Raw genomic sequence first — 16,014 nt, 5'->3', positions numbered from 1 at the left:
CCCCCGTCCCCACCCCCGTGTAGACCACCGCGCAGCTGACCGTGTGCACCACACCCAGCAGCACGATCTGCACCGCGAGGGGCCACCGCGCGTCCGTGTCGGTGAACTGTGGCAACAGCGCCAGGAACAGCAGAAGCACCTTCGGATTCAGCCCGCTGGTCCCCAGACCCTTGACCGCCTGCCGCACCCACGATTCCGGTGCCTGCTCCGCCCCGGCCTGCGGCAGAGCCGAGGGCTTGACGAGCATCGTGATCCCCAGCCACACCAGGTACGCCGCCCCGACCGCCGTCAACGCGGTCAGCACCCACGGCGAACGGGCCACCAGCGCCGCGACGCCGGTCGCCACCACCGCGGTCATTGCCAGATGCCCCGACAACATCCCACCGACCGCGGGCACCACGGTGCGGTGCCGCAGCCCCGCCACGATCGCGTACGCCCAATCCGCCCCCGGCGTCAGCACGAACAGAAACGACACCGCCCAGAACGCGGCAACGGTACCGACCGCCATGACCTCACTCATCCTTCACGCTCTCGGACCGCCAGGACGCCTGGCGGTTCCCGATAGAGAGATTAGGGAGATCGACCTGGAATTCGTTCCCATAGATTTCACAACAACCGGACTTTTGGGGGAAAATCTTCCACATGGACAACGTCGACAAGAAGATCCTTGCCGAGCTCCAACGAGACGGGCGGCTCACCGTCACCGAACTCGCCGATCGGGTCCAGCTCAGCATCTCGCCCTGTCACCGCCGCCTACGCGCGCTGGAGAGCTCCGGCGCGATCACCGGTTACCGCGCCCAGCTCGACGCCGGCGCCCTGGGCCTGACGTTCGAGGCACTCGTCTTCGTCACCATGCGCACCGTCGACCGCGACACCCTCGAGGCATTCGAACCGGCCGTCGCCGCCATACCCCATGTCCTGCAGGCGCAACGACTGTTCGGCGACCCCGACTACCTCCTGCGGGTAATCACCCGCGACCTGCCCGCCTTTCAAAAGCTCTACGACGAATCCCTCGCCACCCTCCCCGGCGTCGGGCGCCTCAGCTCCACTCTCGTCATGAAAAGCGTGGTGGACAACCGTCCCCTGCCCCTGTAGGGCCCCGACCACTGCTCCGTGGCCTACGCGGTTCCGGAGCGCATTGACGCCTCAGGAAAGACGGTGTCCTGGCCGTCCCGCCGGACCGCGCCGGCGACGTTGCCGAGTCCGAGAGTCGGACACAGAACTCACGTTCCGGCAGCATCTGCGGTCGATCGGCGGGGCGATCGAAGGGCAAGCCGCTACTCCGCTGTCGACCGTCCGAATCAGTGATGCGGCGCGCCTCCTTGCCCAGTGCAGAGAAACTCACCCGAACTCCAGGGCGAACTCGTCGATTTCGGACTGGTCGAGGTCGCTCAGCGTCAGATCGGAGGGGGTGAAGCCACCGGCGTCGTCGCGCGCGGCGTGGTCGGCGAGCGCACACAGCGCCGCGACCCAGCCGTGCGCCAACTCGGCGACGACGGACGGCGTCACGACGCCGGTGGCGTAACCCCATGTCGCGCGGAGCACCGGTCCGGCCGGCGTCTCCTCGGTGACGGCGCCGACCTCGATCGCGTGGCTCACCGGCATCGCCTCGTCGGTGGTGCCGCCGAGCACGCCGGCCTCCGGAGCAGCCGTCCATGGTCCGCCGTCCCCCTCGCCGAGGGTCAGCCGGCCGAGGTAGTTGAACCCGATCTCCGGGGCCGGTGCGGCCCCGAGTTCGGTCCCGGACTCGGGGTCTAGGTGACGAAGCATGCCGAATCCGATTCCGTTGTCCGGGATCTCCCGCAGTTGCTCCTTGACGAGCTTGAGCGCCACCCCGGCGCAGTCGCCGCCGGCGAACGCCTCGGCGAGATCCACCCCGGAGACGTCGAGGCGGACCGGATACAGGGTGGTGAACCAGCCGACGGTGCGGGACAGGTCGGCGCCGGGCACCACCTGCTCCTCGCGTCCGTGCCCCTCCCGGTCCACCGGGACCGCCCCGCCGCCGCACACCCGGCCGACCGTCAGCGCCAGCGCGGTGAGCAGCACGTCGTCGACGCCGGCGCGGAAGCGCTCCGGCACCGTCGTCAGCAGCGCCTCGGTCACCGACGCCGGGACCTGCACCTGCACCCGCGAGACCGTCGCCATCGTGTCGCGGACGGGATCCACCCGCCGCCCCGCGATCCGCACGCATCCGGACGGTTCGAGGGCGCGGTGCCATAACCCCAGTTCGCCGCGCCGCGCCGGAGCCTGGTCGAGAACCCCCCGCGCCCACGCCCGCAGCGGCGTTCCCCCGCCGGCCGGTTCGGCGCCCTCGCACGCGACGGCCAGGTCCGGGACCAGGATCCGCCACGAGACCCCGTCCATCACCAGGTGATGCACCACCATCAGGATCCGGCCCGGACGGCCCGGCCCGGCGTCGAAGAAGACCACCCGCATCATGTCACCGGTCTCGGGATCCAGGGCGGCACAGGCGACGTCGGTCTCCTCGGCCAGCACCGACGAGCGGGCCCGCTCGTCGAGTCCCCGGACGTCCACCCGTCTGACAAGCGCGGCCGGATCGACGACGTCCGCGGCACGGACGTCGAATGTCCTTGCCGCCGGACCGAACACGGCACGCAGGGCGTCGTGCCCCGCAAGCACCCGGCCCACCGCGCCGACCAGGGTGGCGACGTCGAGTCCGGGGGGTGCGATCAGCAGCCGGGTCTGGGCGAATCTACGGTAGGGGCCGCCGCGGTCGAGGAGGTCGTGCACGATCGGGGTCGCCGGGACGAGGCCCAGGGCGGCGGTGCGTTCCGTCGCGTCCGGTGCCGTGTCGACCTGCACGATACGGGCCAGCCCCGCCGGGGTGCGGTGCTCGAAGACGTCGCGGGCGGCGAAGCGCAGTCCCGCCGCCCGGGCTCTCGACACGAGCTGGATCGAGACGATGGAATCACCGCCGAGGGAGAAGAAGTCGTCGTCGGGTCCGATCGCGTCGAGGCGCAGCACCTCGGCCACCACCGCGCACAGGCGCCGCTCGAGATCGTTCGCCGGGGCCCGGGACGCCCCGGCGGACGCGAACACCGGGGCGGGCAGCGCCCGCCGATCGACCTTGCCGTTGGGGGTGACCGGGAACTCGTCGAGCACCACGATCGCGGCCGGCACCATGTGCTCGGGCAGACGGCGGGACACGTGCTGCCGCAACACTTCCGGATCTGCTCCGGCGCCGGCGACATAGCCGACGAGCCGGCGGCGGCCCGGCTCGTCCTCCCGGGCCACGACCACGCAGCCCGCGACCGCCGGGTGCGCCGACAGCGCGGCCTCGATCTCGCCGAGCTCGATGCGGAACCCGCGGATCTTGACCTGATCGTCGCTGCGGCCGAGATATTCGAGGACCGGACGGTCGCCGCCCGCGTCGATCCACCGCACCCGATCGCCGGTGCGGTAGAGCCGGGTTCCGGAAGCACCGAACGGATCGGCCACGTAGCGTGCGGCACTCGGACCCGGGCGGTTCAGGTAGCCGCGGGTCACGCCGGGCCCGCCGACGTACAGCTCCCCGGCCACGCCCGCCGGCACGAGGCGCAGGCGCTCGTCGAGCACGTACACCCGGGCGCCGTCGATCGGGGCCCCGATGTGCGGGCGCGCTCCGCGGATCTCGGCGACCGTGGCGTCGACCGTGCATTCGGTGGGGCCGTACATGTTCAGCGCCCGCACCCCGTCGAACGCGCCGAGCGCCGACCACAGGTCCGCGGACACGGCCTCGCCGCCGACGGCGAGCAGGCCCGGGCGGTGCGGCGCCGCGGGCTCGCACAGGCCGGCGGCGAGCAGTTCGGTCATGAGCAGCGGTACGCAGTCGACGGCGTCGATGCGGTGGGTGCGCACGTAGGCGACGGTGGCGGCGGCGTCGGCGAGCAGGTCGGCGTCCGGCAGGTACAGCGTGTGCCCGGCGAGCATGGACAGCAGCGGGTCGATCGAGGAGTCGAACGACAGCGCGTAGGTCAGCAGCACCCGCAGCGGCCGGTCCTCGGCGCGGCCGACGGTGCGGCGCCGCTGGGTCGCGACCAGGTTCACGACGCCGCGGTGCGGCACCACGACGCCCTTGGGGAGCCCGGTCGAGCCGGAGGTGTAGACCACGTAGGCCGCCCCGTCGCCGGAGACGGCGCCGAGACGCTCGCCCGGCTCGAGCGGGGTGTCCGGCAGCGCGGGGTCCACCGCGGCGAGCGCGTCCTCGTCGAGGACGAGGACGGGCCTCGAGTCGGCGAGCAGGTGCTCGATGCGCTCGAGCGGGTACCCGGGATCGATCGGCACGTAGGCGCCGCCGGCCTGCCACACCGCGAGGGCCGCGACGATCGCGTCGGTGCCGCGCGGCAGCATCAGTCCGACCACCGTCTCCGGTCCCACGCCACGGCGGATCAGGTGCCGCGCCAGCCGACTGGTACGGGCGTGCAGTTCCTCGAAGGTGAGCGTCCCGGTGGCCGTGACCAGCGCGGTCGCGGTCGGGGTGCGCCGCGCCTGGCGGCTGAACAGCCCGCCCAGGGTGTCCACGCCGACGTCTTCGATGTCGTCCATACATACGTACGGGCTGCCGGAGCGGAGCCGGTCGCGTTCGTCGTCGGCGAGCAGGTCGAGCGCGGACAGCCGGGTCTGCGGATCCTGCGCGAGCGCCTCGAAGGCGCGCACGACGCGGGCGGCGAGCGCCTCGGCGGTGGCCGGGTCGAACAGGTCCCGCGCGTACTCCACCCGCACCCGCAGGCCGTCGCCCGCGTCCTCGACCACGTCGAAGGTCAGGTCGAACAGGGCGGCGCCGGTGTCAACGGTGGACACCCGCGGTTCCAGGCCGGCGAAGGTGTCGACGACCGGCGGGGTGCGGTGCTGCACGAGCACCTGGAACAGCGGGTGCCGGCCGGCGCTGCGGGACGGGTTGAGGTCCTCGACGAGCCGGTCGAACGGCAGGTCCTGATTCGCGTAGGCGTCGAGGTCGGTGCTGCGGACCCGGGCGAGCAGTTCGGCGAGGGTGGGATCGCCGGACAGATCCGTCCGCAGAACCACCATGTTGACGAAGAACCCGACGAGGTCGTCCAGTTCGGCGGCGGGGCGGCCCGCGGTGGGCGAGCCGATCGGGAGGTCCTCCCCCGCCCCGCTGCGCGCGAGGGCGACGGCGACCGCGGTGTGCACGAGCATGAACATCGTGGCGCCCGCGCCACGCGCGACGGCCCGCAGCGCGTCGGCGACGTGCGGCGGGACCGTCCGCTCGACCGTGCCGCCCGCGAACGTGGCCGTCGCGCCGCGGGGCCGGTCGGTGGGCAGATCGAGTTCCTCCGGCATCCCGTCGAGCCGGGCGCGCCAGTAGTCGAGCTGGCGGGCGGCGAGTCCCTCTCCGTCGCCGAGGATCTCGCGGTGCCACACCGCGAAGTCGGCGTACTGCACCGGCAGCGGCGCCGGCGTCCAGGAACTCCCGGCGGCCGCGGCGGCGTAGGCCGCGCCGAGCTCGCGCAGCAGGATCGGGGCGGACAACTCGTCGGCGGCGACGTGGTGCACGAGCACCAGCAGCACGGCCTCCGCGGCTCCGTCGCCGAAAAGTGCCACCCTGATCGGGATCTCGCGTTCGAGGTCGAACGCGTGCCGCGCCTCGGCCGCCACCGCCGCGTCCAGGTCGGGCGCCGCGACGGTGCGGGCGGTGAACGGCACGCCGGGGGCGGCGAGCACGCGCTGCATGCCGACGCCGTCGTGGTCCTCGAGCACGGTGCGCAGGATCTCGTGCCGGTCCAGCACCGCGCGCACCGCTTCGTGCAGCGCCGCCGGATCGGGGACGCCGCGCAGGCGCAGCGTCAGCGGGACGTTGTAGGTCGGGCTCGGACCCTCGAGCCGGAACTGGAACCACAGCCGCTGCTGCCCCGCCGACAGCGGTGCGCGGTCGCCGCGTTCGACCGGACGCAGCGGGATCCGCAGGGCCGCGGCACCGTCGGGGCACTGCGCGGCGAGCGCCTCGACGGTCGGGTGGTCGAAGACGGTGCGGATCGGCAGTTCCACGCCGAGCGCGGCGCGGACCTTCGCGATCAGCTTGGCCGCCGCGAGGGAGTGACCGCCGAGGAGGAAGAAGTCGTCGTCGACGCCGATGGTGTCGAGGCCCAGGACGTCCGCGAACACGGCGCACAGCACGCGTTCGCGTTCGGTGGCGGCCGCGCGGCCGCCGACGAGAGCCCCGAAGTCCGGTTCCGGCAGCGACGTGCGGTCCACCTTCCCGTTGGACGTGAGCGGCAGCGCGTCGAGGAACACGAACGCCGACGGCACCATGTGCGCCGGCAGCCGCCGCGCTACGAGCTCGCGGGCCGTCGCGGGGTCGCCGTCGCCGCCCACCAGGTAGGCGACGAGCCGCGCGGTGCCGGTGGCGTCGGGCCGCGCCACGGCGACGGCCCGCGTGACGCCGGGCAGCTCCTGCAGCGCCGCCTCGACCTCGCCGAGTTCGACGCGGAAGCCGCGGATCTTGACCTGGTCGTCCCGGCGGCCGCGGTAGACGAGGCGGCCGTCCGCGGTCCACCGCACCACGTCGCCGGTGCGGTACATGCGGCTTTCGCTGCCGCCGAACGGGTTCGCCACGAACCGCGCCGCGGTCACGCCGGGCGCACCGAGGTAGCCACGCACCACGCCGGGGCCGGCGACGTACAGTTCGCCGTCCACACCCTCCGGGACCGGGTTCAGCGCGGCGTCGAGCACGTAGGCGCGCAGGTTCGCCACCGGCCGGCCGATCACGGGTTCCGCCGCGTCCCCCACCTCGGCGACGAGGACGTCGACGGTGCCCTCCGTGGGGCCGTAGAAGTTGAACGCGGCGGCGCCGCGCTCACGCAGGCGCCGCCACAGGGTGTCGGTGACGGCGTCGCCACCGAAGCCGAGGGTCGGCACGGTACCGGCGGGCAGCAGGTCGGCCTCGACGATCTGCTCGAGTTGCGCGGGCGACAGTTCGACGAAGTGCCAGCCCTCGTCGCGGGCGAGTTCGGCGAGCCGGTGCGGGTCCCGCTGGGTGGCCTCGTGGACGATGCGCAGCTCGTGTCCGTCGAGCAGCCACAGATGCGGGCCCCACGAGGCGTCGAACGCGAACGACCAGGCGTGCCCGACCCGGAGGCGGTCGCGGCCGGCCTCGGCGCGGGCGCGGGAGAAGACGCGCTCGCGGTGGCTGTGGAACAGGTTGACGGCGCCGCGGTGCGGGACCTCCACGCCCTTGGGCCGGCCGGTCGAACCGGAGGTGTGGATGACGTAGGCGACGTCGAGCTCGTGCAGCGGACGGCCGCGTTCGGTGCGGGTCAGCGGCTCGGCGTCGTAGCCGGACAGGTCCAGCCCGTCGAGGTTCACCGGATCGGGCAGGCCCGCAGTGCAGGAGATCTCGGCGATGCGTGCGGCGCCGTCGCCGCCGGTGAGCACGACACCGGGCGCGGTCTCGGTGAGCACGTGGGCGAGCCGCTCGGCGGGATGATCGGGGTCCAGCGGGACGCACGTGGCGCCGGCCTCGAGGACGGCGAACAGCGCGACGAGCGTGTCGGCGCGGCGCGGCAGCGCGACGGCGACGCGTCGCTGCGGACCGAGCCCGAGGCTCAGGAGGTGACGGGCGAGCCGGCGCGAGCGCGCGGCCAGTTCACCGAAGGTCAGGGCGGTGGCGGCATCGCGCACCGCGGGTGCGTCCGGGTCACGGGCCACCTGCGCGGCCAGCAGGTCCGGCAGCGTGAGGTCCGTGGGCACCGGAAGGTCGTCACCGCTGCGCTCGACGAGGAGGCGGCGGCGCTCGCCGGCGCCGAGGATCTGCAGCCGGGCCAGCGGCCGGTGCGGATCGGCGAGCGCGGCGACCTGGGTGAGGAGCAGTTCGAGCCGGCGGGCGTGCCGCGCGAGGTCGTCGGCGGTGTAGGCGTCGGCATCCGCGTCCACCCAGACCTCGAGGCCACCGATGTGGTCGAGCGGCCGCACGGTCACCATGAAGTCCTGCAGCGGGCCCCGGGCCACGGAGTGCACCGCGGCGTGCAGGTCCGCGAAGCGCAGCCGATCGCCGAATGGTTTGACGTTGACGGACGGCCCGACGACGCCCCGGGAGCCTGCCGGCAGGCGCAGGTCGTTCTGGATGTCCTCGCCGCGGTAGCGGTGGTGCGGTCGGCAGTCCGCCACGGTGGCACGCACCTCGCCGACGAGATCGGCGAGGGTGCGGGCGGGTTCGGGACGCAGGCGCAGCGGCACGACGTTGACCGCGGACATCGGCACGGTCGTCGCGGCGCTGCCGAGCCGGTTCATCACCGGGAATCCCACGATCACGTCGCCGCGTCCCGTCGCGGCGCGCAGGAACGCGGCGACGGCGGCGGTGACGACATCGCCCCAACTCGCGCCGGTGGCCTTGCCGATCCGCGAGAGTCCCTGCTGCTGTTGGGCGGTCAGGGTCAGGCGCACGCCGCGGCAGCGGACGGCGATGCCGCCGGGACCGTCGGCGAGGGTGACGGCGTCCTCGGCGCCGTCGAGGTAGCCGGCCCAGAAGTCCCGGTCGGCCGCGAAGTCCGCGGACGCGCGGTAGGCGGCCTCCTCGGCGACGACGGGGGCGAGCGGGGCGAACCGGGCCGGTGGGACCGGCAGCCCGAGCACATCGGCGGTGTAGCGCTCGGCGATGCGGCGGGTGAGCAGGCCGAAGCCGTAGGCATCGATCACCAGGTGGTGGATGCACAGGTAGAGGACGGCGTGCCGGTCGCCGAGACGGAGCACGGCGGCGCGCAGGCACGGTTCGCGGGCGGGATCCAGCACGCGCGTGTGGTCGCCGGTCATCCATCGCCGGGCGGCCGCCTCCGGGTCGGGCTCGCGGCGCAGATCGACGACGGCGGGCTCCGGCGCCTCGTGCGCGCCGGGACGGATGAGGACCGATCCGTCGGCCTCCACGGCGAAGGCCGCGGTGAGCACCTCGGCTTCGGCGACGGTCTCCCGGGCCGCCCGCGTCACCGCAGCGACGTCGATGTCGCCGCGGAGTTCGACGCATTCCGCGGTGTTGAAGACGGGGTTCGCGGGGTCGAGCTGCTGGGCGAACCATACGCCGGACTGGGCCCGTGTCAGCGGAAATGCCGAGGTGGACGGGCCGGACGTGGGCACGATCGATCCCCTTTCTACGGTCGAATTCGACTGTGCCGTATCCCATCACGAGAGGTGAAGCCGGTCCGGCGCGAAACGTGACGATACCAAAGGTTAGGCTAACCGTATATGTTCTCGTGTGTCGGGTGCACGGCACCGCGACCGTCCCTGTCACCACTACGAGAGGTCTGCGCACATGCAAGCACCGGCCGTCGCCGCGCCCGGTACCGCCGTCCCGCGGCAGATCGGCACCGCCGGGCCGTTCGTGCTGTCGCGTCCGCACGGCACCGTCGTGGCGGACGGCGTCGACGCCCGGTTCGACTCGGCCGGCGAGGCCGCGGCCGCGCTGCGCGCCGGCTCGGTGGCGGCCGTCGTCGGCGCGCTACCGTTCGCCCCCGATCACCGCGCCGCGCTCACGGCGCCCGTCGCGCTGCGGCACCAGCCGGACCCCGTCGGGGACGTCACCGTCGCGCTGCCGCCCGTGCGGATCGCCGCGACACTGCCCGCCGAGGACGAACACCTCGACCGGGTGGCCACGGCGCTGCGGCAACTGCGCGACCCGGCCGACGACCTGGCGAAGGTGGTGCTGGCCCGCGCGCTGCTCCTGCGGGCCGACGCACCCGTCGACCCGGCGTCGCTGCTCGCCCGGTTGGCCGGAAACGATCCCGCCGGCAACGGTTTCGCCGTCGACCTCACCGCCGCCGGCGGGGCGTGGACCGGCCGGCACCTGGTCGGCTCCAGCCCCGAGGTGCTCGTCCGGCGCCGTGGCGACCTCGTCACGTGTCACCCGCTGGCCGGTTCCGCGCCCCGGCACCCGGACACCGAGGTCGACGGGCGTACCGCGCAGCGCCTCGCCGCGTCGGAGAAGAATCTCGCCGAGCACGCCCACGTCGTCGAGGCCCTGCGCGCGAGCCTCGAACCGCTGTGCACCGACCTCGACATCCCCGGTTCGCCGACCCTGACGAGCACCCGGCAGCTCTGGCACCTGGGCACCCCGATCTCGGGCCGGTTGCGGGACCGGTCCGTCTCCGCCCTCGACCTCGCCCTGGCCGTGCATCCGACCCCCGCGATCTGCGGCACGCCGACCGCCCCCGCCCGGGCGCTGATCCAGGAACTGGAGGGCGACCGCGGTTTCTACGCCGGCGCCGTCGGCTGGGCCGACCGGGACGGCGACGGCGAATGGATGGTGACGATCCGCTGCGCCGTCCTCGACGCCGACGGCACCACGCTCACGACCCACGCGGGTGGCGGCATCGTCGCCGGATCGGATCCGCTCGACGAACTCGCGGAGACCACAACGAAGTTCGGCACGGTGCTCGAGGCGCTGGGGGTGCGGCGGTGAGCCGGTCCGTCACCCTCGTCGTCGGCGCCGCCCAGGGCATCGGCCGCGCCACCGCCCTCACCCTCGCGAAGGCCGGGCACCGCGTCGTCCTCGCCGACCGGGATGTCGACGGCCTCGCCGAGACCGCCGCGCTGCTCGACGTGGCCGCTTCCGTGCACGGTCTCGACGTGTGCGACGCGGCCGGCGTCGCCGAGGCGGTCGCACGAGTGGAGGCCGAGCACGGGCCGGTCGATGCGCTGGCCCACGTCGCGGGTGTCTTCGCCACCGGGTCGGTGCTCGACTCCGATCCCGCCGAGTGGCAGCGGATGTTCGACGTGAACGTCACCGGTCTGATCAACGTGCTGCGCGTCGTCGGGCACGGGATGCGCGAGCGTCGCCGCGGGGCGATCGTCACGGTCGGCTCCAACTCGGCGGGTGTGCCCCGCGCCGGGATGGGCGCATACGGTGCGTCGAAGTCCGCCGCCCACATGATCGTTCGTGTGCTCGGCCTCGAGCTGGCCCGGTTCGGGGTCCGCGCCAACGTCGTCGCCCCGGGCTCCACGGACACGGCGATGCAACGGTCCCTGTGGCCGGATCCGGCCGACGACGCGGGCGCCCGCACCGCGATCGACGGCGACGCCGCATCGTTCAAGGTGGGAATTCCACTGGGCCGCATCGCCGACCCCGCCGACATCGCGGACGCCGTCGAGTTCCTGCTCTCCGACCGTGCCCGCCACATCACCATGCAGACCCTGTACGTCGACGGCGGCGCGACGCTGCGCGCCTGAACCGGATCGAAAGGAACTCCGTGACGATCGCCGCCCCCCGGGCTCCCCTGGCCGCCACCGCCGGTTACCCACAGGAGTTCGCGGACCTCTACCGCGCCGCGGGTTACTGGACGGACGAGACGTTCGTCCGGTTCCTGTCCGTGCGGGCCGACCGCCACGGCGAGCGCGTCGCCGTGGTGGGCCGTGACGCCCGCGGCACCGAACGCCGCATCACCTACCGCGAACTCACCGGCGCCGCGGACCGGATCGCCACCGGGCTCGCGGCCGCGGGTGTCCGGCCGGGCGACCGGGTGCTGGTGCAGCTGCCCAACATCGTCGAGTACACCGAGGTGGTTTTCGCGGTGTTCCGTCTCGGTGCGCTGCCGGTGTTCGCGCTGCCCGCGCACCGCAGCGCCGAGATCGGGTACTTCTGCCGGTTCACCGACGCCGCCGCGTACGTGATCGCCGGCGAGCACGGCGGATTCGACTACCGCGGCCTGGCCCGGCAGGTGTGCGCGGATCTCGACCGTCCGCCGCTCGTGGTCGTCGCCGGGGAGGCCCAGGAGTTCACCCCGCTCGACGCGCTGCGCGAGCGCGAGCCGGGCGAGTTCGCCGATGTCGAACCGGAATCCGTGGCCTTTCTGCAGCTCTCGGGCGGCACCAGCGGAACACCGAAGCTGATCCCGCGCACCCACACCGACTACCTGTACTCGGTGCGCGAGTCGGCCCGCATCTGCGGCGTCGACGCCGGCACCCGGATGCTGGTGGTACTGCCGGCGGCGCACAACTTCCCGATGAGCTCACCCGGGATCCTCGGGGTCCTGCACGCCGGTGGCACGATCGTGCTGGCTCCGGACCCGAGCCCCGACACCGCCTTCGCGCTGATCGAGCGCGAGCGGGTCACCATGGCGTCGCTCGTGCCCCCGCTCGCACTGGCGTGGTTGTCGGCGCGGCCCCGTATCGACCGGGACCTGTCGTCGCTGCAGGTCCTGCAGGTGGGGGGCGCGAAGTTCGGCGGCGAGGCGGCCGCGCGCGTGACGCCCGAACTCGGCTGCACCCTGCAGCAGGTGTTCGGGATGGCCGAGGGCCTGGTCAACTACACCCGGCTCGACGACCCCGAGGCCACCGTCGTCGGCACACAGGGCCGGCCGATCAGCCCGCACGACGAGATCCGAGTGGTCGACGACGCCGACCGTCCCGTCGCCCCGGGCGCGACGGGCCACCTGCTCACCCGCGGTCCCTACACGATCCGCGGCTACTACGACACGCCCGGGCACAACGCGACGGCGTTCACCCCCGACGGGTTCTACCGCACCGGCGATCTCGTGCGGCTGACCGAGGACGGGTACGTCGTCGTCGAGGGCCGCGCGAAGGACCAGATCAACCGGGGCGGGGAGAAGATCGCCGCCGAGGAGGTGGAAAACCACCTGCTCGCCCACCCCGGGGTCCTGGACGCCGCGGTGGTGGCCGTGCCCGACGCCTACCTCGGGGAGCGCACGTGTGTGTTCGTCGTCGCCGACGGCGAGGCCCCGAAGGCCCCGGCGCTGAAAGCCTTCCTCCGGGAGCGGGGCCTGGCCGCGTACAAGATCCCCGACAAGGTGGTCTTCGTCGACACCTTCCCCCTCACCGGGGTGGGCAAGACCAGCCGCGCCGGACTGCGTCGCGCGCTCGCCGCCACCCTGCAGCACTGATCCCGCCCCGCTCGACCACAGAAAGCGAATCCTGCTATGGCCCTGCCGAAGTCCGTGTCCTATCCCCTGCCGACCGACCTGCCCGTCAACACCGTCGGCTGGACCATCGACCCGCGGCGGGCGGTGCTGCTCGTGCACGACATGCAGGAGTACTTCGTGCGGGCCTTCGACCGCGCGGCGGATCCGCTGGCGACGGTGGTCCCGAACATCGACGCGATCCGGCAGTCGGCGTACGAGGCGGGCATTCCCGTCGTCTACACCGCCCAGCCCGGCGACCAGGATCCGGCCGAGCGGGCGCTGCTCACCGATTTCTGGGGTCCCGGCCTGGCCGACGATCCGGCCCTGACGTCCGTCGTCGCCGAACTCGCGCCGCGCGAGGAGGACGTGCGGCTCACCAAGTGGCGCTACAGCGCGTTCATCCGCACCGACCTACGGGAGCGGATGCGTGCGTGGGGCCGGGACCAACTCGTCGTCACCGGCGTCTACGCCCACATCGGGTGCCTGAGCACCGCGCTGGACGGATTCATGCAGGACGTGCAGGTCTTCGTCGTCGCGGACGGGGTCGCGGACTTCTCCCGGCGCGAGCACTCCGAGGCGCTGCACTACCTCGCGGCGCGGTGTGCCGCCGTGGTGCCGGCGGCGGAGACGGTGCGGAGCCTGCGCACCGGCATCCTCTCGGTCTCCGGCTGATCCGCGGGGAGGTTACACGCCGACTTCCTGTGGCGCCGTGCGAGCCGCGAGCGCGGCGTATCTGCCGCCGCGGGCGAGCAGTTCGTCGTGGCTGCCCTGCTCCACGATGCGGCCGCGGTCGAGGACGACGATGGTGTCGGCGTCGCGGATCGTCGAGAGGCGGTGCGCGACGGTGAGGGTGGTGCGGCCGCGGCGGGCCGCGTCCAGGGCCTGCTGCACCGCGCGTTCGGTCTCGTTGTCGAGCGCGCTCGTCGCCTCGTCGAGCACCAGAATGCGCGGGTCGCGCAGCAGGGTGCGGGCGATGGCGAGGCGCTGCTTCTCGCCGCCGGAGAAGCGGTGTCCGCGCGCCCCGACGACGGTGTCGTAGCCGTCCGGCAACGAGGACAGGAGCTCGTGGATGTGCGCGGCGCGGGCGGCCTGCTCGATCTCGGCGTCCGTCGCGTCGGGCTCGGCATGGCGCAGGTTCTCCCGGACCGTGGCGTGCAGCAGGTACGTCTCCTGGGAGACGACCCCGACCAGGCTCGCGATGTCGGCGAGCGGCAGGTCGCGCACGTCGACGCCGTCGATCGTCACCCGCCCCGACGTGGGGTCGTACAGCCGGGCGACGAGTGAGCCGAGAGTTGTCTTGCCCGAACCTGTTTCGCCGACAAGAGCGACGTGCGATCCGGCGGGCACGTCGAGGGTGATGCCGGCCAGCGCGTCCCGGTCGGCGCCGTCGTAGCGGAAGCGGACGTCGTCGAACCGCACGGCGCCGGCGACGCGCTCGAGGTCGAGCCGCACCGGCTTCGCGGGTTCGCCGATCTCGACGGTCAGGTCGAGGTATTCGAAGATGCGGCTGAACAGCGCCAGCGAACCGGTGACCGACACGCCCACGTCGAGCAGGCTCATCAGCGGCCGGAACAGGGTGGCCTGCAGGCCGGTGAACGCGACGAGGGTGCCGATGGTCATCCCGCCCGATGTCGCGGGCAGGCCGGCGACGAGGTAGAGCAGGGCGGGGATGGCGGCGAAGACGATGTTCATCGTGGCCATGCGCCAGCGCCCGGACAGCTGGGAGCGGACCTCGAGGTCGGCCAGTTCGGTGGAGGTGCGGGCGAAGCGTGTCGACATGGCCGGGCCGGTGCCGAGGGTCTTGCCGAGCAGGACACCGCTGAGCGAGAGGCTCTCCTCGATCTGGGTCTGCATGTCGGCGAGGCGACGCTGGCGCACGGTGGTGATCTCGCGGCGCATCAGGGCGACCTTGCGGGTGAGCCAGATCGCCGGCGGCAGCACCAGCAGGGACAGCAGCGACAGCCGCCAGCTGAGCACCGCCATCGCGACGGCCGTGCCGACGACGGTGGTGACGTTGGCGGCGATCGAGGTGGCGGTGGAGGTGACGACGTTCTGCATGCCGCCGATGTCGTTGGTCAGGCGTGACTGGATCTCCCCGCCGCGGGTGCGGGTGAAGAAGCCGAGGGACTGCCGTTGCAGGTGGTCGAACACGCGGGTGCGCAGGTCGTGCATGACGTGCTGGCCCACCGTGGTGGAGATCCACGTCTGCACCACTCCGAGGATCGAGGCGACGACGGTGACGGCGAGCATCGCGCCGACGGCGCCGAGCAGCAACGGCACGTCCTGGTCGGGAATCGCGTGGTCGATGAGGGTGCGGACGAGGAACGGGTTGGCGAGCGTGATCACCGACGACACCACGATGAGCACGACGACGAGCGCGACCTGCCAGCGGTACGGCGCGAAGAGCGCACCGATGCGGCGCACGCTCACGGGGGATTCCTCGAGCTGGGCGCGGTCGCGCGGGTCGGGCTTGGCGTGCCGCATCGGTCCCGGCCCGCCGCCGGGCGGAGGCTGCATCATGCCCATCACCTCCTTCGTGAGGCACAAAACGTACTTGTTGAGGTTGCCTCACTAAGAGGCAACCGTCAAGTGAGGTATGATCCGCATCATGTCCGACGCCCCCACCGACCCGGCGCTGCGCGACCTGCTGATGACGGCCACCCGCACGCTGCGACGCCGCTGGCACGCCACCCTCGTCCCGTGGGAGCTGTCCCCGCACGAGCACCGCGCGCTGCACGTCGTCGGCCACTCCTCTCAGCCGCTGCGCCTCGGCGACGTCGCCAAGGCCCTGCGCATCGCACCGCGGTCGGCCACCGAGGTGATCGACCGGCTCGAGGCCCGGGGCCTGACCCGTCGCGTCGCCGACCCCGCCGACCGTCGCGCCGTGTGCGTCCACCTCACCGAGGCGGGCCGTCGCATCGCCACCGAACTCGACGCCGCGCGCGACGCCGAGGCCACCGAGTTCTTCGCCCACCTCGACGCCCCCGAGCGCACCGAACTGGCCCGTCTCCTCACCAAGCTCGCCGACGGGTGATCTTCGCGACGAGGGGGACGTTGTCGCGGCATCGTGCGAGTGGCGACACCGACAACCGCCCCCTCGGCGCGACAACCTCCCGCTCGGATCTCACGTTCCCCGCCCGGCGGACGTCTACCG

9 protein-coding genes are annotated in these 16,014 nt (G+C 73.0%); 6 read left to right on the top strand and 3 right to left on the bottom strand.

Features of this window, described 5'->3' with window-relative positions; genetic code table 11:
* A partial coding sequence (locus G6038_RS27205) for a LysE family translocator (RefSeq protein ID WP_165041550.1) occupies window positions 1-508 on the bottom strand: 508 nt, incomplete at its 3' end.
* Between the two features lie 134 nt (window positions 509-642).
* Between G6038_RS27205 and G6038_RS27200 the strand changes: the two genes are divergently transcribed.
* On the top strand, window positions 643-1,095 hold the full coding sequence (locus tag G6038_RS27200) for an Lrp/AsnC family transcriptional regulator (RefSeq protein ID WP_165041548.1): 453 nt from the start codon (window positions 643-645) through the stop codon (window positions 1,093-1,095).
* Between the two features lie 246 nt (window positions 1,096-1,341).
* Here G6038_RS27200 and G6038_RS27195 read toward each other — a convergent pair whose 3' ends face one another.
* The gene (locus G6038_RS27195; protein WP_165041546.1) at window positions 1,342-9,084 is read right to left on the bottom strand and encodes a non-ribosomal peptide synthetase; all 7,743 of its coding nucleotides are present in this window, start codon (window positions 9,082-9,084) and stop codon (window positions 1,342-1,344) included.
* Between the two features lie 175 nt (window positions 9,085-9,259).
* On the opposite strand from G6038_RS27195, the gene G6038_RS27190 reads away from it, so the two are divergent.
* Genes G6038_RS27190 through G6038_RS27175 form a run of 4 tightly spaced genes read left to right on the top strand, consistent with a single transcriptional unit; the run spans window position 9,260 to window position 13,532 of the window.
* Window positions 9,260-10,405, top strand: a complete 1,146-nt coding sequence (locus G6038_RS27190; RefSeq protein WP_165041544.1) for an isochorismate synthase — start codon at window positions 9,260-9,262, stop codon at window positions 10,403-10,405.
* Complete coding sequence (locus G6038_RS27185; RefSeq protein ID WP_165041542.1) at window positions 10,402-11,172, top strand: 2,3-dihydro-2,3-dihydroxybenzoate dehydrogenase; 771 nt, start codon at window positions 10,402-10,404, stop codon at window positions 11,170-11,172. The genes G6038_RS27190 and G6038_RS27185 overlap by 4 nt, the downstream gene beginning before the upstream one ends.
* Window positions 11,173-11,192: 20 nt before the next feature.
* Window positions 11,193-12,842, top strand: a complete 1,650-nt coding sequence (locus G6038_RS27180; RefSeq protein ID WP_165041540.1) for a (2,3-dihydroxybenzoyl)adenylate synthase — start codon at window positions 11,193-11,195, stop codon at window positions 12,840-12,842.
* 36 nt (window positions 12,843-12,878) lie between these two features.
* Complete coding sequence (locus G6038_RS27175; protein ID WP_165041538.1) at window positions 12,879-13,532, top strand: isochorismatase family protein; 654 nt, start codon at window positions 12,879-12,881, stop codon at window positions 13,530-13,532.
* 12 nt (window positions 13,533-13,544) lie between these two features.
* Here the strand turns inward: G6038_RS27175 and G6038_RS27170 are convergent, their stop codons facing one another.
* The gene (locus G6038_RS27170) at window positions 13,545-15,380 is read right to left on the bottom strand and encodes an ABC transporter ATP-binding protein (RefSeq protein ID WP_206025703.1); all 1,836 of its coding nucleotides are present in this window, start codon (window positions 15,378-15,380) and stop codon (window positions 13,545-13,547) included.
* A gap of 76 nt (window positions 15,381-15,456) precedes the next feature.
* Between G6038_RS27170 and G6038_RS27165 the strand changes: the two genes are divergently transcribed.
* Window positions 15,457-15,894 (top strand): winged helix DNA-binding protein, encoded by a 438-nt coding sequence (locus tag G6038_RS27165; protein ID WP_165041534.1) that lies wholly within the window; start codon window positions 15,457-15,459, stop codon window positions 15,892-15,894.
* Window positions 15,895-16,014: the final 120 nt, after the last annotated feature.

Source organism: Rhodococcus sp. 14C212, from assembly GCF_011058195.1.
Lineage (GTDB): Bacteria > Actinomycetota > Actinomycetes > Mycobacteriales > Mycobacteriaceae > Rhodococcus > Rhodococcus aetherivorans.
The sequence above is the reverse complement of the archived record's forward strand: the minus strand, read 5'-3'. Positions and strand labels throughout refer to the sequence as shown.